Annotated in this window: 22 protein-coding genes and 1 rRNA gene; 8 read left to right on the top strand and 15 right to left on the bottom strand. The window is 68.5% G+C overall.

Annotated elements, in window-relative coordinates:
* Positions 1–6: 6 nt before the first annotated feature.
* Positions 7–123 (top strand): 5S ribosomal RNA (gene rrf / locus CLM62_RS24980).
* A 47-nt stretch (positions 124–170) separates the two neighbouring features.
* Here the strand turns inward: rrf and CLM62_RS24985 are convergent.
* The gene (locus CLM62_RS24985) at positions 171–842 is read right to left on the bottom strand and encodes a response regulator transcription factor (RefSeq protein ID WP_095752145.1); all 672 of its coding nucleotides are present in this window, start codon (positions 840–842) and stop codon (positions 171–173) included.
* A complete protein-coding gene (locus CLM62_RS24990; RefSeq protein ID WP_095752146.1) occupies positions 839–2,116 on the bottom strand; it encodes a sensor histidine kinase in 1,278 nt (425 codons plus the stop codon). Before CLM62_RS24990 ends, CLM62_RS24985 begins: the two co-directional genes overlap by 4 nt.
* A 241-nt stretch (positions 2,117–2,357) precedes the next feature.
* Between CLM62_RS24990 and CLM62_RS24995 the strand changes: the two genes are divergently transcribed.
* Complete coding sequence (locus CLM62_RS24995) at positions 2,358–2,903, top strand: GNAT family N-acetyltransferase (protein ID WP_095752147.1); 546 nt, start codon at positions 2,358–2,360, stop codon at positions 2,901–2,903.
* A gap of 3 nt (positions 2,904–2,906) precedes the next feature.
* Here the strand turns inward: CLM62_RS24995 and CLM62_RS25000 are convergent, their stop codons facing one another.
* The 8 genes from CLM62_RS25000 to CLM62_RS25035 form a co-directional block, all read right to left on the bottom strand.
* A complete protein-coding gene (locus CLM62_RS25000; protein WP_095752148.1) occupies positions 2,907–4,484 on the bottom strand; it encodes a type IV secretory system conjugative DNA transfer family protein in 1,578 nt (525 codons plus the stop codon).
* Between the two features lie 19 nt (positions 4,485–4,503).
* On the bottom strand, positions 4,504–5,913 hold the full coding sequence (locus tag CLM62_RS25005) for an ATP-binding protein (RefSeq protein ID WP_095752149.1): 1,410 nt from the start codon (positions 5,911–5,913) through the stop codon (positions 4,504–4,506).
* A 12-nt stretch (positions 5,914–5,925) separates the two neighbouring features.
* Positions 5,926–7,485 (bottom strand): SCO6880 family protein, encoded by a 1,560-nt coding sequence (locus CLM62_RS25010; protein WP_179382221.1) that lies wholly within the window; start codon positions 7,483–7,485, stop codon positions 5,926–5,928.
* Positions 7,482–8,813, bottom strand: a complete 1,332-nt coding sequence (locus tag CLM62_RS25015) for a hypothetical protein (protein ID WP_095752150.1) — start codon at positions 8,811–8,813, stop codon at positions 7,482–7,484. Before CLM62_RS25015 ends, CLM62_RS25010 begins: the two co-directional genes overlap by 4 nt.
* Positions 8,803–9,636, bottom strand: coding sequence for a hypothetical protein (locus CLM62_RS25020; RefSeq protein WP_095752151.1), 834 nt, complete (start codon positions 9,634–9,636; stop codon positions 8,803–8,805). Before CLM62_RS25020 ends, CLM62_RS25015 begins: the two co-directional genes overlap by 11 nt.
* 199 nt (positions 9,637–9,835) lie before the next feature.
* Entirely contained in the window at positions 9,836–10,144 is a 309-nt protein-coding gene (locus CLM62_RS25025) for a hypothetical protein (RefSeq protein ID WP_095752152.1), read from the bottom strand.
* A 406-nt stretch (positions 10,145–10,550) separates the two neighbouring features.
* Positions 10,551–11,858, bottom strand: a complete 1,308-nt coding sequence (locus CLM62_RS25030; protein ID WP_095752153.1) for a S53 family peptidase — start codon at positions 11,856–11,858, stop codon at positions 10,551–10,553.
* A 274-nt stretch (positions 11,859–12,132) separates the two neighbouring features.
* Complete coding sequence (locus CLM62_RS25035) at positions 12,133–12,741, bottom strand: TetR/AcrR family transcriptional regulator (protein ID WP_095752154.1); 609 nt, start codon at positions 12,739–12,741, stop codon at positions 12,133–12,135.
* A 100-nt stretch (positions 12,742–12,841) separates the two neighbouring features.
* On the opposite strand from CLM62_RS25035, the gene CLM62_RS25040 reads away from it, so the two are divergent.
* On the top strand, positions 12,842–13,783 hold the full coding sequence (locus tag CLM62_RS25040; RefSeq protein ID WP_095752155.1) for an oxidoreductase: 942 nt from the start codon (positions 12,842–12,844) through the stop codon (positions 13,781–13,783).
* A gap of 244 nt (positions 13,784–14,027) precedes the next feature.
* Here CLM62_RS25040 and CLM62_RS25045 read toward each other — a convergent pair whose 3' ends face one another.
* Both CLM62_RS25045 and CLM62_RS25050 read right to left on the bottom strand, forming a co-directional pair.
* Positions 14,028–14,273 carry a hypothetical protein gene (locus CLM62_RS25045; protein ID WP_257004076.1) on the bottom strand — a complete coding sequence of 82 codons (246 nt, stop codon included), beginning with the start codon at positions 14,271–14,273 and terminating at the stop codon, positions 14,028–14,030.
* Between the two features lie 56 nt (positions 14,274–14,329).
* Positions 14,330–14,518, bottom strand: coding sequence for a toxin-antitoxin system HicB family antitoxin (locus tag CLM62_RS25050; protein WP_095752156.1), 189 nt, complete (start codon positions 14,516–14,518; stop codon positions 14,330–14,332).
* Between the two features lie 134 nt (positions 14,519–14,652).
* On the opposite strand from CLM62_RS25050, the gene CLM62_RS25055 reads away from it, so the two are divergent.
* Together CLM62_RS25055 and CLM62_RS25060 are read left to right on the top strand one after the other, a co-directional pair.
* Positions 14,653–15,984 (top strand): hypothetical protein, encoded by a 1,332-nt coding sequence (locus tag CLM62_RS25055; RefSeq protein WP_095752157.1) that lies wholly within the window; start codon positions 14,653–14,655, stop codon positions 15,982–15,984.
* A 49-nt stretch (positions 15,985–16,033) separates the two neighbouring features.
* Complete coding sequence (locus CLM62_RS25060; RefSeq protein ID WP_257004077.1) at positions 16,034–16,600, top strand: pentapeptide repeat-containing protein; 567 nt, start codon at positions 16,034–16,036, stop codon at positions 16,598–16,600.
* A gap of 225 nt (positions 16,601–16,825) precedes the next feature.
* Here the strand turns inward: CLM62_RS25060 and CLM62_RS25070 are convergent, their stop codons facing one another.
* The 3 genes from CLM62_RS25070 to CLM62_RS25080 are packed head-to-tail and all read right to left on the bottom strand — an operon-like array spanning position 16,826 to position 18,123.
* Positions 16,826–17,086, bottom strand: a complete 261-nt coding sequence (locus CLM62_RS25070; RefSeq protein ID WP_095752159.1) for a DUF397 domain-containing protein — start codon at positions 17,084–17,086, stop codon at positions 16,826–16,828.
* The gene (locus CLM62_RS25075) at positions 17,079–17,264 is read right to left on the bottom strand and encodes a DUF397 domain-containing protein (RefSeq protein WP_095752160.1); all 186 of its coding nucleotides are present in this window, start codon (positions 17,262–17,264) and stop codon (positions 17,079–17,081) included. Before CLM62_RS25075 ends, CLM62_RS25070 begins: the two co-directional genes overlap by 8 nt.
* Before the next feature lie 10 nt (positions 17,265–17,274).
* Positions 17,275–18,123, bottom strand: coding sequence for a helix-turn-helix transcriptional regulator (locus CLM62_RS25080; RefSeq protein WP_095752161.1), 849 nt, complete (start codon positions 18,121–18,123; stop codon positions 17,275–17,277).
* 159 nt (positions 18,124–18,282) lie between these two features.
* On the opposite strand from CLM62_RS25080, the gene CLM62_RS25085 reads away from it, so the two are divergent.
* The 3 genes from CLM62_RS25085 to CLM62_RS25095 all read left to right on the top strand — a co-directional run bounded on the left by CLM62_RS25085 (position 18,283) and on the right by CLM62_RS25095 (position 19,769).
* Positions 18,283–18,711, top strand: a complete 429-nt coding sequence (locus CLM62_RS25085) for an ATP-binding protein (protein ID WP_095752162.1) — start codon at positions 18,283–18,285, stop codon at positions 18,709–18,711.
* 68 nt (positions 18,712–18,779) lie between these two features.
* Entirely contained in the window at positions 18,780–18,986 is a 207-nt protein-coding gene (locus CLM62_RS25090) for a hypothetical protein (RefSeq protein WP_095752163.1), read from the top strand.
* 36 nt (positions 18,987–19,022) lie between these two features.
* Positions 19,023–19,769 carry a serine protease gene (locus tag CLM62_RS25095; RefSeq protein ID WP_095752164.1) on the top strand — a complete coding sequence of 249 codons (747 nt, stop codon included), beginning with the start codon at positions 19,023–19,025 and terminating at the stop codon, positions 19,767–19,769.
* Positions 19,770–19,776: the final 7 nt, after the last annotated feature.

Genomic DNA, 19,776 nt, shown 5'->3' on the forward strand with positions numbered 1-19,776 from the left:
TAGTGTTTCGGTGGTTATAGCGTGAGGGAAACGCCCGGTTACATTCCGAACCCGGAAGCTAAGCCTTACAGCGCCGATGGTACTGCAGGGGGGACCCTGTGGGAGAGTAGGACGCCGCCGAACAATTCTTGAGAAAGGCCCACACCACTCGGTGTGGGCCTTTCTGCATTTCACGACGGCTGCACCAGCTTCGTGTCGTACGCCAGGATCACCGCCTGCACGCGGTCCCGCGAGCCCGTCTTCGCGAGGATGCGGCCCACGTGGGTCTTCACCGTCGATTCGGCCAGGTGGAGGCGGGTGGCTATCTCCGTGTTCGTCCAGCCCTTGCCGATGACCGTGAGGATCTCGCGTTCACGGTCCGTGAGGGCCGCCAGGCGAGGGTCCGGGTCTCCCGGGCTGTCGGCTGGTCTGCCGGTCGGCAGGTGCTGGGCGTACGCGTCCAGGAGGCGGCGGGTCAGGCTGGGGGCCACCACCGCGTCGCCCGTCGCCACCGCGCGAATGCCGGAGAGCAGGTCCTCCGGCTGGGCGTCCTTGACCAGGAAGCCGGAGGCGCCTGCGCGCAGGCCGGCGTAGGCGTACTCGTCGAGGTCGAAGGTCGTGAGGATCAGGACGCGGGTGCGGTCGCCGGAGGCGACGATGCGGCGGGTGGCCTCGATGCCGTCGAGGCCGGGCATGCGGACGTCCATCAGGACGACGTCGGGGTGGAGCTCGGCGGTCATGCGGGCCGCCTCGGCACCGTTCGTCGCCTCTCCCAGCACTGTCATGTCGTCCTGGCTCTCCAGCAGCATGCGGAAGCCGAGGCGCTGGAGGGGCTGGTCGTCGGCGATGAGGACCGTGGTCACTGCGGGGGTTCCTCCGGGAGATGTAAGTGGACGCGCCAGCCCCGCTCCGGGTGCGGGCGGGGGCCGGCCTCAAGTGTGCCGCCGTAGAGGGCGGTTCGTTCGCGCATTCCGGGTAGTCCGCGGCCGCCGGTGTCGGGGGCATGGCCGCCGTTGCCGCTGTCGGTCACGGTGGCGGTGACGGCGCCCTTGTCCTCGTACGAGATCGTGATGACCGCTGTGGTGTCGGGGCCGCCGTGTTTGAGGGTGTTGGTGAGGGCTTCCTGGATGACGCGGTAGACGGTGAGCTGGCGGCCCGGGTGGAGAGTGGGGGTGCCGTGGATGGTGGTGCTGACGGGTAGGCCGGCGGCGCGTACGCCGTCGATGAGCTGGTCGAGGTCGTTGAGGGTGGGTTGGGGGGTCAGTTCGGCCTCGTTCTGGGATCTTTCCTCCTCGCGGAGGACGTCCAGGAGACGGCGTAGTTCGCTCAGGGCCTGGCGGCTGGTGGTGCCGATGGCGTGGAGGGCTTGGGCGGCGCGTTCCGGGGACTTGGTGGCGGCGTACTTTCCGCCGTCCGCGAGGCCGGTGATGACGGAGAGGTTGTGGCCGATGATGTCGTGCATCTCGCGGGCTATGCGGGCGCGTTCGGCGGCGGCGGCCAGGCGGGTCTGCTGGTCGCGTTCGATCTCGAGGCGGCGGGCTCGGTCTTCCAGGGCCTCGGTGTAGTTGCGGCGCGTGCGGACCGTGACGCCGATCAGGGCGGCCGTGGCGATGGACAGCAGTTGGGAGCCGATCTGCTGGTTCCAGCTGGCTTCGTCGCCGTAGCGGGCCGCGGTCACGATCACCGGGGCGAGGACCAGGGTCGCCGCCCACCACATGGTGCGCAGGGGCAGGCGCAGGGCGATGTGGTAGACGACGAGCAGCTGGAGCAGCGCCGCCTGGAGGATGGCGCCGGTCCATGCGTTGACCAGTGCGACGGGTGCCAGAGCGATGAGGACGGCGCGGGGGTGGCTGCGTCGCCAGAGGAGAGGGACGGAGAAGCCGAGGCTCAGGGCGAGGACGAGCCAGCCGGGGACGTGGACGTTGTGGGCGATGTTGCGCCAGCCGCCGCCGGTGTAGTCGATCAGGGCCGCCGTCACCCAGAAGCCGGTGATGTGCAGGTCCCACACCAGGGGGTGGCGCCGGTCGAAGGCGCGCACCCGCCTGGTGATGCGATGGACGTACTCGGTGAGGGGTTCCGCCGTTCGCTCTTCCGCTGCCCGTTTCTCCGGCACTCGTTCTTCCGTCACGGGGTCCATGGTGGGGGCCTTCCTTCGCCGTGCGTCAGACGTCCCGTCGCTTCAGCAGCATCGCCGCCGGGGCGAGTGTGGCTGCCGCCCACAGGGCCAGTCGGTGACGACGGTTTTGTCGCCGTAGCGTTTGGTGAGGTCCTGTGCCGTAATCATGCTTCGATGCTCGTCCGGGCGGAGGCGGCGGGCGTCGGACCTGGGGCAGTATTTGGGGTGAGGGGCGTAGTACCCGGGTATTACCGTGGCCCCTATGAACTACGTGATCCGGTCCGTACGCGCCGACGAGTGGCCTGCCGTGAAGGAGTTGCGGCTTGCGGCGCTGCGGGATCCGGTGGCGCACCTCGCCTTTCTGGAGACGTACGAGGCGGCTGCGGCCAAGCCGGACTCCTACTGGCAGGAGCGGACGGCGAGGGCCGCCGAGGGGGCGGAGGCGGCGCAGCAGATCATCGCCGAGGGGCCCGACGGGCGGTGGGTGGGGACGCTGACCGTGCTGGTGGAGGAGCCTGGGACGACGGACTGGGCCGGGTTTCCGATAGAGCGGAAGCAGACGCATCTGGTCGGTGTGTTCGTAGAGCCAGAGGAGCGGGGGAACGGGTTGACCGAGGTGCTGTTCGACGCTGCCCTGGAGTGGTCGTGGGCGCGTGGGGCGGAGCGGGTGCGGCTGATTGTGCATCAGGAGAACGAGCGGGCGCAGCGGTTCTATCGCAAGGTGGGGTTCGTGCCGAGTGGGGTGACTGTGGCGCTGGGCGGGCACGCGGAGGAGCGCGAGCTGGAGTTCGTGCTGGAGCGCGACTAGGGCCTAGCGGGGTTGCACCGGGAGTTCGGCGTTCGGCCAGCGGGTGCGGCCCTGTTCACGGGACCGGAGCAGGGCCATTGTCGGCAGGCCCCGGTCCGCTCCGGTGGCCAGCAGCTCCGGGAGCTGGGGAAGCGGAGCCACGGCGGCGACGTCGTCCAGGACGAGCGTCAGTGGTGGGTCGAGGCGACCGGAGGATGACCGTTCGGCCATGCGCCGGCCGCGCTCGACCACGCTTGAGGTGAGGGCTGTCAGGAGGGGCATCGCGCCGGGGTTCGTCCGGGGGTCCTCGATGGATTCACCCACCACATAAAGCGTGCCCCCTTCGTCCACGAAGGAATCCAAGGCGAGCGCATCAGTTCGGTTGGGAGTGCAGGCCTCGCGGATGTTGACCGTGAAGAGGGCGGAGAGGGCTCGGCCGGCCAATTCCTGGGCGATGTCCCGGCGTTCGGTGTGTGCGGTGAGGGCGGCTTCGAGTTCGCCTGCGGCGCCGGGGGCGGCCTTGGGGTGTGTACGGAGGGTTCGTACGGCGTCCTGGATCTGGGTGCCCTGGGACCAGCGGTGGACGTGGCGGATGGTGCGGCCGTCGATGGCGGCGGCGTGGAGGTAGCTGCGCAGGAGTGTTTCGGCTACGTCGGCCACCGCCTGGTCGATTTTCGCGGTGGGGCGGACTGGGGCGAGGAGTGCGGTGGCTCTGGTGGCCGCGGTTTGCTTGTCCTCGCAGCCTGCCGTGGGGGACCAGTGGAGGCGGGCCGGGGTGTCGCAGAGGTGGGAGGGGTCGTAGACGTGGACGGGGCCGAGTTTGGCTCTGGCGTCCTTGGTGTCCTGCCAGATGGCGGGGTTCGAGGTGATGACGAGGGCGGGGCCTTCCGCGTCATGGATCGCTTGGGTCGCGGTGGTGTGGCGGGTTTGCGGGGGGCCGTAGAGGACCGCGCCTTCGGCGCGGTTTGTTTCCCACCCGCCCACGCGTTCACCGCCGAACGGAGAAGTCGAGGGCTGGGCCTGCGCCGGGGTTGCGCGGAGTGGTTCCGTGGGTTGGGGGGACGTGGGTGGGTTCGGTGTCCTTGGCGGGTGCGGGGAGTTCGTGGGTGCTGCGGTCCCTGGCGTTTCCGCCGCCGGCCTCGGTGCGGGTACCTCGTGGTGCTCCGGTGCCGTCGTCGTCGCCTTGTCGTACGCCGTCGCCCTCTCCGCTCTCCTCCTCGCCCTGACCGCCCTCCACCGTGCCACCGTCCCCAGCACGAACACCGTCAGGACGATCAGGATCATCAGCTGGCCGATGAACAGGCCCCAGAACAGGCCGTATCCCGAGAGGGCGGTGGCGGGGGTCTCCGGCCAGGCGCCGGCGATGTCGTGCGGTTGGGCGATCAGGTGGCGCATGGCCAGGGGGGTGCGGGTGAAGGTGACTCCCGTGGGCCAGGCGCCGTGGGAGAACAGGCCGGCCAGGCCCGTGGCCGCCCAGACCAGCAGGGTCATGCCCAGGAGGAAGGCGAGTATGCCGACCAGGAGGCCGTCGGGGATGCCTCCCTGGGCTCCTTGGGTGTCCTGCCGGCCGTCGCGTCCGTGGCGTCCGTCACCCGGTCTCATGGGCTCCCCCTAGGCCTGCCTACGCCACCGTCGACTCGGAGTCGCCGAGGTGCTGTTCCACGAACGCCGCCGCCCGTTCCTCCGCCTCCAGCTCGGCCGCGCGCAGCGCGTCGTCGTTGAGGTCGGCGGACGACTCGGTCATCGCGCGGTCGGTGAAGACCAGGGGGCGTTCGGTCTCGGTGACCAGGTGTTTGACGACCTGGACGTTGCCGTTGACGTCCCAGACGGCGATACCGGGAGTCAGCGACGGGATGATCTCCACGGCCCACCTGGGCAGGCCCAGCACCCGGCCCGTCGCCCTCGCCTCGTCCGCCTTCTGGGCGTAGATCGTCCGCGTCGACGCCATCTTCAGGATGGCCGCCGCCTCCTTCGCAGCCGCCCCGTCCACCACGTCGGACAGGTGGTGGACGACCGCCACGAAGGACAGACCCAGCCGGCGCCCGAACTTCAGCAGCCGCTGGAACAGCTGCGCCACGAACGGGCTGTTGATGATGTGCCAGGCCTCCTCGACCAGGAAGATGCGCTTCTTCCGGTCGGGGCGGATCCAGGTGTGCTCCAGCCACACGCCGACGATGGCCATCAGGATCGGCATGGCGATGGAGTTGCGGTCGATGTGGGACAGGTCGAAGACGATGAGGGGCGCGTCCAGGTCGATGCCGACCGTCGTCGGGCCGTCGAACATGCCGCGCAGGTCACCGTCCACCAACCGGTCCAGGACCAGCGCCACGTCCAGGCCCCACGCCCGTACGTCGTCTATGTCGACGTTCATCGCCTCGGCCGACTCCGGCTCGGGGTGCCGTAGCTGCTCGACGATGTCCATCAGCACCGGCTGGCGTTCGACGATCGTCTCGTTGACGTAGGCGTGGGCGACCTTGAGGGCGAAGCCCGAGCGCTCGTCCAGGCCGTGGCCCAGCGCGACCTCGATGATGGTCCGCAGCAGCGCGAGCTGTCCCGTGGTCGTGATCGCCGGGTCCAGGGGATTCAGGCGGATTCCGTGGTCCAGCGCCGCCATCGGGTCCAGCCGGATAGGAGTTATCCCCAGCTCCTGCGCGATCAGGTTCCATTCACCGACCCCGTCCTCGCCCTGCGCGTCCAGGACGACGACCTGGCGGTCGCGGAAGCGCAGCTGTCGTAGGACGTACGTCTTCTCAAGGGCCGACTTGCCGTTGCCGGACTCTCCGAGGACCAGCCAGTGAGGTGCCGGGAGCTGCTGGCCGTACAGCTGGAAGGGGTCGTAGATGTAGCCCTTCCCGGAGTAGACCTCGCGGCCGATGATGACGCCCGAGTCGCCGAGGCCGGGGGCGGCGGTCGGGAGGTAGACCGCCTGGGCCTGGCCCGTGGAGGTGCGTACCGGCAGGCGGGTCGTCTCGACCTTCCCGAACAGGAAGGACGTGAAGGCGTCGGTGAGGATGGACATCGGATCCCGCATGCGGCGGCCCCTCTACCTTCGAATGCCGGTGGCGAACGGGAGCGTGTTCACAAAGGCGCGATGGTGCTCGCGGTCGCACCACTCCAGCTTCAGGTACGACTTTCCGGCCGACGCCCGGATGGTCCGCTTGTCGCGGGCCAGGGCCTCGGGAGAGCGGGAGGAGACGGTGATGTAGCCGACCAGGTTGACGCCCGCCGCGCCGCTGGCGAGGTCCTCGCCGCGCTGGTCGAGGCGGTTGTGGGCGGCGATGTCGCGCGGGTCGACGGTCCGGTTCATCTTGGCGGCGCGGGATGCCTCGGCCTCGTCGTTCGTCTTCTCGGTCAGCATGCGCTCGATGGCCACCTCGGTGGGTTCGAGGTCCATGGTGACGGCGACCGTACGGATGACGTCGGGGGTGTGGACGAGGAGCGGGGCGAGGAAGTTGACGCCGACCGGGGTCATCGGCCACTCCTTCACCCAGGCGGTGGCGTGGCACCAGGGGGCGCGGGTGGAGGACTCCCGGGTCTTGGCCTGGAGGTACGTCGGCTCCATGGCGTCCAGCTCGGCCGGCCAGGCGTTGCGCTTGGTCATCGCCTGGATGTGGTCGATGGGGTGGTCGGGGTCGTACATGGAGTGGATGAGCGAGGCGAGGCGGCCCTGGCCGAGGGGCTGCCGTACGCGGATGTCCGCCTCCTGGAGACGCGAGCAGATGTCGGTCAGCTCGCGGGCCATGACGACGGCGAGGCCGGCGTCCCGGTCCAGCTTGCGGCCGTTCTGCGGGCGGGCCGCGCGGGCCATGGTGTGGGCCTCCGCGGCCAGTTCGCGCGTGTAGTGCATGCAGGCGACGAGGTACGCGCGGTGCTGCTCGCTGCTCGTCGACACCATCGACTGCAGTTGGTCGTACGACTGCTGCAGCCACCCCGGCGCCCTCTCGTCGCCGCGTACCGCTACGTCCTTGGCGTGGGCGTCGGGGTCGGCGGGGAGGGTGCGGGCGAGCATCTGCAGCCGGGTGACGAAGCCGTCGCCGTTGGCCACGTGCTTGAGGAGGGTGCCGAAGCGGTCGACGAGGGCTTCCTGGTCCTCGGAGTCGCGCAGGCCCACGCCCGGGCCCTCGATCTCGATCGCGGCGGTGACCGTCCTGCGGTCCGCGTGCAGCAGTACGGCGATCTCGTCGGGCCCGAACGGGGCGGCCAGCCAGGTGATGCGGCCGATGCCGGGTGGCGGGCCGATCTCGACCTCGCGGCCGTCGACGCGGGTGCCGGCCTCCATGACCGCGGAGCGGTAGGTCGTGCCCTGCTTGACGGTCCGCTTGTAGCTGCGGTTGATCTCGAACCACTTGTAGAAGGTGCGGCGCTTGTACGGCACGTACACCGCGGCCAGCGCGAGCATCGGCAGGCCCACCAGGAGGACGATGCGCAGGGACAGCACCGGGACGAGGAGCCCGCACATCATGCCGAGGAACGCGCCGACGATGATGAGCGCGATCTCGCCGGTCTCACGATTCCGGCCGACCATCGCGTTCGGCCGGGCGCGGCCGATCAGATATGTACGGCGGGGCGTGACCGGATGGGACACGTGGGACTCGGTCGTCAACGCCCTTCACCTCCCGTGCGGTTGGTACTGCTGTTGCGGGTGTTGCTGGCGTGGGGAGTGTTCACCGGGCTGCCCGAGCGGGGAGCGGGTGCGGCGGAGGGGACAGATCCGCCGCCTCCGTTCGAGGGGCGCGTGCTGTGCGCGGCGACTCCGCCGGATGCGGGGTTGCTCGGGCGGGGGGCGTTGGAGCCCTGGGCCTGACCGCCGTTGTTGTCCGCGCGGCTGCTGTGGGTCTTGATTCCCTGGGCGACCAGGGTGGCGGGGGAGCTGATGACCGCGGCGGCCTTGCCCTCGGCGCCCTGCATGATGCGGTTGCTGCGGGAGTGGGCGATCTCGTCGCCGAAGCCGGGGACGAAGCGGTAGATCATCGCGCTGGCGAAGATCGCGAGCAGGATGATGGCCAGGCCGGAGACGACGGCGGAGAAGGCGTCCGGGCCGTCGTCGGATGACAGTGCGCCGGCGAGGCCGAGGACGATCACGATGACCGGCTTGACGAGAATCACCGCGATCATGATGCCCGCCCAGCGGCGGACGTGGCCCCACAGGTTCTTGTCGACGAGTCCGGCGTAGACGACCGTGCCGAGCAGGGCGCCGACGTAGAGCAGGGCGGCGCGGATGACGAGCTCCAGCCAGAGCACGCCGGCGGCGAGGATGCTGACCAGGGAGACGACGATCAGCATGATCGGGCCGCCGCCGATGTCCTCGCCCTTTTCGAGGGCGCCGGAGAAGGTGCCGAAGAAGGTGTCCGTCTGGTCGCCGGTGGCTTTCGCGAGGACCTCTGAGACGCTGTCCGTGGCCGATACGACCGTGTAGAGGATCAGGGGTGTGAAGGCGGACGCCAGGACGGTCAGCCAGAGGAAGCCGATCGCCTCGGAGATGGCGGTGGTGAGGGGGACGCCGCGGACGGCTCGCTTGGCTACGGCCAGCAGCCAGAGGAGCAGGGTGAGGATCGTCGACGCGGCGAAGACGACGGCGTACTGCTGGAGGAACTTCTCGTTCGTGAAGTCGACGTTCGCGGTGTCTTTGACGGCCTTGCTGAGCTTGTCGACGGTCCAGGCGGCGGCTTCGGCGCAGCCCTTGGCGAGGGAGGAGAGGGGGTCGAGGGTGGAGGTGGGGTCGGGGGTGGAGGTGCTGCCGGAGCGGGAGCCGTTGCCTTGTTCGCAGTAGTCCTTGGCGGGGCCGCGGATGAGGTCGCAAGGGTCGTTGCTGGACGTCGGCGTCGGCGTGGGGGTGGGCGCGGCGAAGGCACGGGTGGCCAGCAGTACCGTGGTGGCCTGTACGGCGGCGACTGCGGCCGTGACCTTGAGGAAGCGGTGGTTAGCGCGCATACGTGAAGCCTCCGTACTCCTCGACGGCCTTGGTCATGTCGTCGGCAGTGGAGGCCCGCTGATCGCGCCCGACCGGCACGGGGCCGTCCTTCTGCTGGAAGTCCGCGACTTTCCAGTCGTTGTCGACCCACTTCAGCTCGTAGGTCGTGGTGTACCAGCTCTCGGACACCGGGTTGGTCGAGCCCTCGCCGGACAGTCCGAAGAGCGACGTGTACCAAACCTCGACTTTGGCGTCGCTCGCGCTGAACGACGTGACTTTGGTGCCCACTGGGACGACCCGAGAGACGAAGGTCTGGCCCTGCGGCGCGGCGCCGTCCTTGTTGAGGCCGATGTTGCTCAGGAACGACTCGCTGGAGTACGCGCTGTCCAGGTCGGCCTGCCGGGCGGCGGCGACATCGGGGGCGTAGACGGTGTTGACGATCTCCTGCCGTCTGGCCGCGTTGAACATGTCGGCCGACCCCAGCGCCACCGAGTAGTTCGCCGCCGCACTCTGCGCCCCCTCCTCATCCTGCGCGAACCCCGACGGAATCCCACCGGTCTTCGCCCGCACAGGCTTCTGCCCACTCGCAGCCGTGGACGCCGTCTCCGGCTGCGCCCCCGCCCCGTCCGCCGATGACGAATCGTCTCCCCCACGGTTCGCGAAGGCGATCGCCGCGATGAGGAGGACGATCACGCCGACGACCGTGATCAGGCTCCGCGAGGACGAGCGGCCACCCCGCCGCGCGCCCCCGTACACGTCGCCACCGCCCTCGGGCAGGCGCGTGCGCGTGTGTCCCGTGCCGCCGAAACCGTCGGAGGGCTCCTGCCCGTCACCGAAACTCATGCCGCGTACGCTCCCTCGACGTCGTGCGAAAACGCGTAGGAGTACGACGGTAGCCGTGCTGCTTCCCGCGCGGGCGCGGTGTGGTGACTCGACATCAGGGACATCAGGGAAACGCAACCTCAGCCGGTGGGCACGACGGACGGATGGGGTAGTGGGGGGCACCGAGCGGACGCGCCACGCACGGGCGGTGGCCGCCCGCCTACACGGCCATGCCGTACACGATGGTGAAGAGTGTGCCGAGCGAGCCGATGATGAAGACGCCTGTCAGGCCCGCGATGATGAGGCCCTTGCCTTGTTCCGCACTGAAGGTGTCCCGGAGGGCCGTGGCGCCGATGCGCTGCTTGGCAGCGCCCCAGATGGCGATGCCGAGGCAGAGCAGGATGGCCACCGCCATCACGACCTCGATCATCACCTTCGCCTCGTTGCCCAGGCTGCCGAAGGGCCCCCAGTCCGGAGCGATCCCGCCGATGATGGTGTTGATGTCTCCCTCGTCGGCCGCAAAGAACATGTAAGTCACCGCCCCTGGTGGGTAGTTCCGCTTCTCCCCCTGCATTGGCGCAGAGGTCAGCTCTCATTCTCGCCGACAATGTCGCTGTCGCATGTCGACTTGGCGTCATTGGTTGGCGGGTTTCGTACGAATACCTTGCCACCAGCCCGCGTCAATGCTTCGGGGGGTCCCTCGAACAGGCGTGGGTGGTATGCCAGGAGTCGTATGGTAACTCTGTGTATCATGGCAGGTCACGCCGGGCAATGAGGCCTGAGCGAAACCTGGCGTGTGGTTCCGTCGTTGACCCTATTTGCGAATTTTACGACTCGGCGCGGTTTTTGACGGCCAGTCGGGTGAGTGGTCGAGACGATGTTCTCATGGCGAACGGGCCGCGGCGGGATGCCGCGGCCCGTTCGGTGACTCGGGGTCAGCCGGTGAAGGCGCTCACGCCCTGGGGGGTGCCCCAGCCGGTCGGGCCGTCGTAGCCGGCGCCGGCGGTGCAGAAGTAGCTGGTGGGGCAGGTGCCGTTGGTGCCGGACGTCACGTCGTTGAGGGCCGAGGTGTTCTCGTACGGGAACCGGGCCGGGTAGGAGCCGCTCGACGGGGTGCCGGCGAGGGCGTAGACGCCCGCGATGATGGGCGCGGAGACGCTCGTACCGCCGAAGGTGTACCAGCCGGCGGTGACGCCGTAGGAGTCGTAGACCGAGACGCCGGTCGCCGGGTCGGCGACGGCCGAGACGTCGGCGATCATGCGCTTGCCGCAGCCGGTGTCGGTCTGCCAGCTCGGCTTGGCGTCGTACGCCGAGCAGCCGGAGCCGGTGCCCTCGGTGCTGCTGGTCTTCCAGACAGACTCCGTCCAGCCGCGGCTGGTGGAGGCGGTGGAGAGCGTGGTGCCGCCGACCGAGGTGACGTACTGGGAGGCGGCCGGGTATTCGGCGCCGTAGGCGGAGTCGCCGGCGCTGACGGTGATGGCGACGCCCGGGTGGTCGAAGTACGAGGAGTCGTACGACGTGTCGGACGAGGACTCCGAGCCGCCGTAGCTGTTGGAGACGAACTTGGCGCCCAGCTTCACGGCCTCGTTCACCGCGGTGCCGAGGTTGGCCATCGTCGGGGACTTGGCCTCGACCAGCAGGATCTTGCACTGCGGGCAGGTGGCGCCGGCCATGTCCAGGTCGAGGGAGATCTCCTGGGACCAGCCGCTGTCGGCGGCGGGCAGGGCGGTCGTGGAGCCGGTCTGGCCGACCTTCTTGAAGCAACCGTTGGCGGTGGTGCAGGGGGCGAGGCCGTAGTACGAGCGGTAGGTGGCGAGGTCGGCCTCGGCGTTCGGGTCGTCGTAGGCGTCGACGATCGCGATGGTCTCGCCGGAGCCCTTGGAGGCGGCGGCGGAGGTCAGGCCGTAGGCGTTCTGGAGGTCGGAAGGGCCGTAGCCGGAGGGGGTGGAGGCGTCGGCGGCCGCTGAGGCCTCACGCTGCTTCTGGAAGGCGGTGACGCCTCCGGTGACGCGGACCGAATCGCAGGCCAGTTCGCCCTTCTTCTTGGGCGTGGCGCAGGGGGTGGCCGTCCAGGTGACCTTGGCGGTCTTGCCGGCCGTTTCCGGGGTGGCGCTCGCCTGGGCGGCCGAGGTGCCGAGTCCGGCAAGGACGAGCGCGGCGGTGGTGGCGGTGGCGGCGACGGCGGAACCGAGTCGGGTCCATCTGCCGCGTGTTGAGCGGGCGTTGGGGGTCGACGTACGCAACGGACTGCCTCCTGAGAGTGGTTGACAGGGGCGGTGCGGGTGGTGATGCCACCGGTACGTGGTCCCCGGCAGCGGGCGGCGGCCCGCCGACGACTGTTGCTTGTTGGGTACGTGACAACAAGGTGGGGTGCGGAATCCTGACTTCCGCCTTACTGAAGGAGGTTGGGGGCTTACCGGTCAATGGCCGCCCGATGGACGGCGGTTGGCCGCGACTTGACCTGGCGCACAGGGAACGCACGGCGGGCGCACAGGCGTTGATGAGGTGGGTGTGGGCTCAGCGGGGCTTGATGCCGTGCAGGAGGCGGTGGACCAGTTTGTCGACGCCGGCCAGGGCCGTTTCGGGGGCGAGGGTGCCGTTGGCCGTGAAGGCGGCGAGGCCGTGGAGGACGGCGCCGGTGAAGAGGGTGAGGTCCTGAGGGTCGTCCTCGATGAGCTCGCCGCGTTTCTGGGCGTCCGCGAACGTCTGCTCCAGGGAGCCGACCGTGCGCTCGATGGCGGCGACCATCTGCTCCTGTGCTGAGGCGTCGGGGCCGTGCTTGCGGGCGTACATGAGCTCCAGGAGCTCGGCGTTGTCGATGGCGAACGCGAGGTAGGCCCGGGCGACGGCGGTGAACCGGGGTTCGAAGGGGAGTGCCGGGTCGTTGGCGGCGTCCAGGGCCCGGGCCAGCCGGTCGTACCCGCTCAGCGCCAGGGCGTTGAGCAGTGCCTGCTTGTCCTTGAAGTGGCGGCCGGGGGCGGCGTGGCTCACTCCGACCTCGCGGGCCAGCTCGCGCAGTGAGAGGGCGGCGACGCCCTTCTCGCGCAGGGTTCGCTCGGCGGCGGCGAGTAGGGCGGAGCGCAGGTCTCCGTGGTGGTAGGGGCGGCTCTCGGGCATGAACCTCATCGTATTTCACCGTATCTCGATGTTGTCATCGCCATCATTGTTGCCATCGCCATCATTGTTGTCATTGACAGCATTGTTGGCGGCGTCTACATTCGGGGTCATGGCTGAGACGAAGAACGTGACTGGAACGAAGAAGACGGCATGGGGTGCGAGCCGCCTCCCCGACCTGACCGGCCGCACGGCGGTCGTCACCGGCGCCAACAGCGGCATAGGGCTCAGGGCAGCGGGCGCGCTGGCGGGCGCGGGGGCGCACGTGGTGTTCGCCGTACGGGATCCGCAGCGGGGCCGGGCGGCAGCGGCGACGGTGAACGGCAGTACGGAGGTACGACGCCTGGACCTGGCGGACCTGTCCTCCGTCCGGGAGTTCGCCGAGGCGTGGGACGGTCCGCTGAGCCTGCTGATCAACAACGCGGGCGTGATGATGCTCCCGCGGCAGCGGACGGCGGACGGCTTCGAGATGCAGTTCGGCACGAACCACTTGGGCCACTTCGCGCTGACGAACCTGCTCCTGCCGTACGTGACCGACCGGGTGGTCACCGTCTCCTCGACTGCCCACCGCTGGGGCGGCGCGACGATCCACTTCGACGACCTGAACCTGACGGCGGACTACACCCCGCAGCGGGCGTACGCCCAGTCCAAGCTGGCGAACCTGCTCTTCACCCTGGAACTCCAGCGCCGCCTGACGGAAGCCGGCTCCCCGGTCCGCGCCCTGGCGGCCCACCCCGGCTACGCGGCCACCAACCTCCAGAGCCACACGGCGAACCCGGTCGCCCGTGCCTTCATGCGGCTCGGCAACAGGTTCTTCGCCCAGGACGACCGGGCGGGCGCCCTGCCGACCCTCTATGCGGCGACCCAGGACCTCCCCGGCGCGAGCTACGTCGGCCCCGACGGGATGGCCGAGATGCGGGGCGCCCCGACGCTGGTGGGCCGCTCGACGGCGGCGAGCGACGCGGTCGCCGCCCGCCGGCTGTGGACGGCGTCGGAGGACCTGACGGGAGCCACTTTCCCCCTGACCCCGGCGCCGGTGGCGGTCAGGGAGTGATTGGCAGATCTGTTCCACGTCCGGGAGGCAAAACCGCAGGTCGGACGGCTCACCCCATGGAACAGATCTGCCAATTGCCGGAGCTCGATGAGTTTCCGCCGCGGGGAGAGTCGACCTTGTGCAGGCGCTGAACCCACAGTGGAGCGAAGGGAAGCGGGCTCATGGCCTATACGCACGTTCGCCTCCGTCCACGATCCCGACGGCAACCGGGTGACGCTGATCGAGAATCCGGTGTCGTAGCGGATCAGAGGTCGAGGACGGCGCGTAGGGATTGGTCGATCCGTGCGAGGGCGTCCGGACCGATGTTTCCCAGGAACGTGCCGTCGTGGAAGCGTGTCGTCTTAAGCTGCGTGAGGTTGAGAGCGACGGCGACGGCTTCGACGGGAACGTTCAGGTGTACGGACATGATGGTGTCCGGATACGCGCCGGGCGGATGCAGGACGATGGCGAGGCAGGCACCGAAGGTCTCGTCGAGCCCTTCGAGGCTCACGACGCAGACTGTTCGTTCACCTTGGGTGCCCTTGACCTGCCAGATGTCACCCCTGTTCACCACGCGTCGCCCTCGCCGTCCAGGTCCGGGCGGTAACCGGCGGCGGCCAGCTGCTTCGCCGCGTCCAGTGTGATCTGCCGCCGGATCAGGCGGTCTATGAAGGCGGAAACGTTGCCTTCGGGCGCGTGAGCACGAACGTAACCGGCGGTTTCGTCGGAGAGGGACACGGTGATCTTCGTGGTCATACGGGCATCATACTGGAGTCATACCGCCGCCCAACGGTGGCCTTTGGCCAGAACTGCATTGCGGATGCAACGCGTCCATTGATACAGATGATCGAGTCGGTTGGCGTGTGGGAGTAGTTGGGGCGAGGGGCGGCGTGCTCAAGCCGGGGGAGATACCGCAGCCCGAGGGCGCGGCGATCCCGGAGGGCGCGACCCGGCTACCGGACGGCAACTTCCAGCTCCCCGACAACGCCCCCGTGCTGCCGGCGGGCACGATGAAACTGCCGAGCATCGAAGGCTCGCCGGCCCAGTACATGGACGGCGACGGCAACCTCCTCGACGGGCACGGCAATGTCGTCGACAGCGTCGACAACGCGCCGACGGACGTGGTCGACAGGGGCACGTCCGGCAGCCCGGCGTCGGGCGCGGACGTGCCACGGGTCGACTCCCCGGTCCGCGAACCGGCCCTGGTGGGCACGGCCACCCACACCGCCGACAACGCGGGCCAGGCCACTCGCCTGGGCGACAGCCTGGACAACAACCTGGGCGACGTGGGCCGGGTCGGCGAGGACGTCCCCACCACCCCAGCGGTCCACGCAGGCGGCGACGTACCCACAGCCCACGCCGGAGGCGAGTTGCCCGGCGGCACAGCGGGCGACCAGCTCCCCGGCGGAAGCGCAGGCGATCACCTGCCCGGGGGAAGCGCGGATCACCTCCCCGGTGGCCGAGCCGACGACCTTGGTCAGGGGCCCTCCGCCAGTCACGAATCGCCGTCCGGCCACACGAGCGACCGTCCTGACGGCTTGGGGGGCAGTGACCATGATGGTGCGAGCGGCGTCGGACGTGACGACCAGTCTGCTGGCGGTGAGCATGACAGGACCGCGGGCAATAACGAACAATCATCGGGCGGCACGAACGGCTTCGACCCCAACAGCTTGGACGGTGCCGGCGGAGTACCGGAATCGGGCATACCGCGCGCCAATGAGCCGCTGCCCGAAATGACGCCTGAGGAACGTGCCGCGCACGGGGAGGGTCTGGAGAAAGTCGAGCAGCGGAACGCAGAAGAGTTCGATGCGCTTCAGCGTGACCCCGACAAAAACGGTGGCATATCCGAACCCTCGAAGGACGAGGCGCGGGTGGGTCTGGACCTTCGTGATCAAGGGCGTCTGCCCGACGATATCCAGCGTCCCGCAGAGGCTAACCGCGGAGAGTTCCACTCACCCAGTACCGGCAACTACTATGACATCAAGGGAGTGCACTCGGAATGGCCGCCTTTTAATAATGCCCGTGACAAGTCACGGCCCTTCCCCGGTGCATATGACCCGGCCAACAATGGAGGATGGGTCAAGAAGCTGGAGACGCAAATCGAGAAGAAGGGTCGAATTGTTATCCTGGACGTGAGAAACGCGAACCAGGCGGCAATTGACGATATCAAGTCACTGGTGGAAAAGAACGGCTGGGAAGATAATGTCATCTGGTACCCGTAAAGAGTGGGCCCCCTCGAGCCTGCCGCAGGACGAGACAGCAGCCCAGAGGTTGCGTGAGTGGCTGGAAGAGGACGGTGGGCTCGATGCCGTGGGGCTCAACCTGAGTGGCGCTGACCTGTCGTATGGTGACTTTTCCCTGTCATTGTTCATCGATGCGAAACTGATAAACACGAAGCTCGTTCAAGCGGAGTTGTACCGTTCGGACGCTCAGGGGGCGGATCTCAGCGGGGCAGATCTGACGGGCAGTTCCCTGGTTCGAGTCAACCTTGACGAGGCCATTCTGCGGAATGTTGTTCTGGATGCTGCGAACTTGGGCAAGGCCTCTCTGTATGACGTCGATGCCTCGGGTGCCAGTTGCCGCGGGACTCGCTTTATGGGGGCGGATCTACTGGGTGTGAACTTCCGTTCGGCTGACCTTCGTGGCGCCGTTTTCGAGGAGAACTCGTTCGAAGTCACGATGGATGAGGATACGAAGATCGAAGGGATGACCGGATCTGTATTCGGGCCTGCCGTCGTTGTCGAGGGGGCCGGACCCCGTGAGCTGTCCGGTGGCGAACTTGAGGAGTGGATCCGCAGCAGGGGCGGCACCGTGCGCGTCATCGACGTAAGTAAGTAGGAACCAGCGCTTCGCCAGAAGAATCGATGTCGAGGTGGAAGCGAGGGCCGTCATCGACCGCCTTGCACGGCGGTGACCAGGCCCGGGAGCGCCTCGTGCAGCACCGTGAACTGTTCCTCCGACGGGACCGGACGGGCAGGCGCTCCGAGGGCCGCCGACCAGAAGGCCGTCGCTTGGGCGGCCTCCTGGTCGGGTGTGTCGGTGAGGATCGCGTAGACGCGGCTTCTATGCCTGCGGCGGGTCTTCCAGGCCCTCGACGCCCTCCACGAAGTGGTCGAACTCGCCGGCCTGTACGCCGAGTACGAAGGCGTCCCACTTGCGGCGGTTCGTGGTGACGACGGTGTCGGGGTCGCTGGTCTCGCGGAGGTAGACGGGGGCTTCCCCGTCGTCTCCCTCACCGAAGGCGATCTCGATCCAGGGGCCCGGGCCGGTGGCGTCGGGTGGGGCGGCGCGTTCCCAGGTGAGGTTCGGGGGGATGTCAGACACGCGGGGATTCCTTCTTGAGTACGGCGAGCAGGGCGCTGAAGGCCGGGGGGCGGGCGTCGAGTATGACTCCGTGGGGGTCGGCGCTTTCGGTGAGATGGATCGTGCCGTGGCTTGTGGATATGTGCACGCATGAGTCGCCTTCGGAGCAGTAGGACGACTTCTGCCAGTGCGGGTTCATGGGCGTTCCTTCACAGCTCACGCATCACGTTGTGGATGAGGTCCCGCGTCTTGACCGGGTCGAGTGCGACGGCCTCGACTCGTTCGAAGAGCGTTCGGTACTTATGCAACTGTGCCTCAGCGTCAAGGAATACGAGCCCGTGTGACTGGTCGAGGTGGACGGTGTCCAGCTGTGGTACCGGGCCGTGCGCGTAGTAGATCGACTGCCCCGACCCCGGGTACGCGCCGACGTCGAAGGTGATGGCGCGCAGGGTGATGTGATCGCGGTCGCTCATGTCGAGCATGTGCTGCAGCTGGTGACGGGCAACAGCGGGACCACCGACCTTCATGCGCAGGGCTGCCTCGTGGACGATCGCCTCGTACGGGGTCGGATTGTCCTCGAGGAAGAGGATCGCCTGCCGCTTGATGCGGAACGACAGGCGGTGCTCGATGTCGGGCGGTGAGAGTTCGGTGACCGCCTGACGGAAGATCTCGAGTGCGTACTCACGCGTCTGGAGCAGGCCGGGGACGCGGGCCGTGGTGGCGCCGCGCAACGACTGGGCGTGGTGCTCCAGTTCGGCCAGGTCGAGGAGAGGGGCGGGCAGGATCTCGCGGTACTCCTCCCACCAGCCCCGTTTACGATCGCCCGTCATCCCGACCAGTGCCTTGATGTGGGCCGTGTCGGAGCATTCGTAAGTGCAGGCCATGGTGCGCACCCGCTCGGCGCTGACGCCCGCTCGTCCGGCCTCCATGTTGCTGATCTGGTTCGGCTTCACGCCAAGCAGTTGACTTGCCTGCGCGGCTGTCAGGCCTGCGCGCTCTCGAAGTTTGCGCAGTTCAGTGCCCAAGCGGAGTTGACGACCCGTCGGATTGTTTCTCACGGGCTTGCCCGCCTCCTTGCCCTGGCGTGTCACTCACACGAGTGCTGTAGCAGCGATTTAAGGCTAACTGTGTAAAGACTTACATGAACGACGCTAGCTTATAACTCGGGCGTCCACCTTCCGTGTGTGCTCAACTCCCCTCAGTGATCGGAGACTTCCATGGCCACCGTATCCCCGCCCTGGGCCTACACCCTCCACCTCCCGCACGATCCACACGCACCGGGGATCGCCCGCGCAACCCTCCGTACCGTCCTTGCCGCCCACGGCCTCACCGAACTCACCCCCACCGCCGAACTGCTGGCCTCCGAACTTCTCGCCAACGCCCACCGCCACACCGCCGGCCCCTACGCCCTACGCCTCCGCGCGATGGAACCCGGCCGCCTCCGAGTCGCCGTATGGGACACCGATCCGAGCGTGCCGCCCGGCTTCGGGGCCGACGGCGCCTCCGCAGCCGTACCACCGACGGATGCCGAAGGCGGGCGCGGGCTGCACCTCGTGCGGGCCTGCGCGGACTCGTGGGGGGCGTCCGTGCTGCGGGAGCTGGGGGCGTCGAAGGGCGGGAAGCTGTTGTGGGCGGAGTGTCAGTAGGGATGGGGCGGCGAGTCATCTCTCCGTCCGGGAATGGTCCCGTGACATCCGGGACAAGGCCGACTGGTATGCCGTCGCGCGTCCCTGTCCTCCTCGTCATCGACCCCCGCAACGGCACGTGGTCCCTGCACACCCACCCGGACAACGGTGCCTACAAGGACGTACTGCCGGGGAAGTTCGGTGAGTCCGTGCGACTGGCCGAGCCCCTGGGGATCGAGATCGCCACGGACCGTTTCCCGGTGTACGGGGATTCTCCGCGTCGGACGAAGACCTGACCGGTTTCTCACCTTCGTGCGGAAGGGTGCGTTCCGATGAAGCGCGCCCCACGTCCTGTCCTCTATGCCGTCGTCCTCCTGCTCGCCCTCACCTCGGCCTCCGAGGCGGCCGCCGATGACGGCTTCGGTCCTCTCGGTGTGACCGCCGTTGCGGCGGCGACCGCGCGGACCGCGCGGGTCGGGGCCCTGTTCGCCGCCGACCGGGGCTCCCGGCTCGTCGGCGGGCACTTCTGTACCGCGTCCGTCGTGCACAGTCCGCGCCGGGATCTGATCGTCACCGCCGCGCACTGCCTGAGTGGCACAGGGGAGCTGGTGTTCGCGCCCGGATATCGGGACGGCCGCGCGCCGTACGGGGTGTGGAAGGTCGAGAGGACGTATCTGCCCGATGGGTGGGCCAAGGGGCAGGACGAGGACAGTGACGTGGGCTTCGCCGTCGTGGCCGAACGGCGCGGCAAGCGGGTCGAGGACGTCGTCGGTGGGAATCGGTTCGTCACCGGGGCCGCGATCGGGGCCACGGCCGTGACCGTCACCGGGTATCCCGACTCCCGTGAGGTGCCCATCAGCTGTACCAACAAGCCCACCGCGCACAGCCGTACGCAACAACGCATCGCGTGCCCCGGGTTCACGGGGGGTACGAGCGGCAGTCCGTGGGTGAACGGGGACGGGGGCGTCGTAGGGATTCTTGGCGGGCACGAGGAGGGCGGGGCGACCGCCGATGTGTCGTACAGCGTGGTGCTCGGGGCGGGGGCGGCGGAGCTGTACCGGGACGCGGTGGAGAGGTGAGGTGTTC

Source organism: Streptomyces sp. SA15 (assembly GCF_002291145.1).
Classification (GTDB): domain Bacteria; phylum Actinomycetota; class Actinomycetes; order Streptomycetales; family Streptomycetaceae; genus Streptomyces.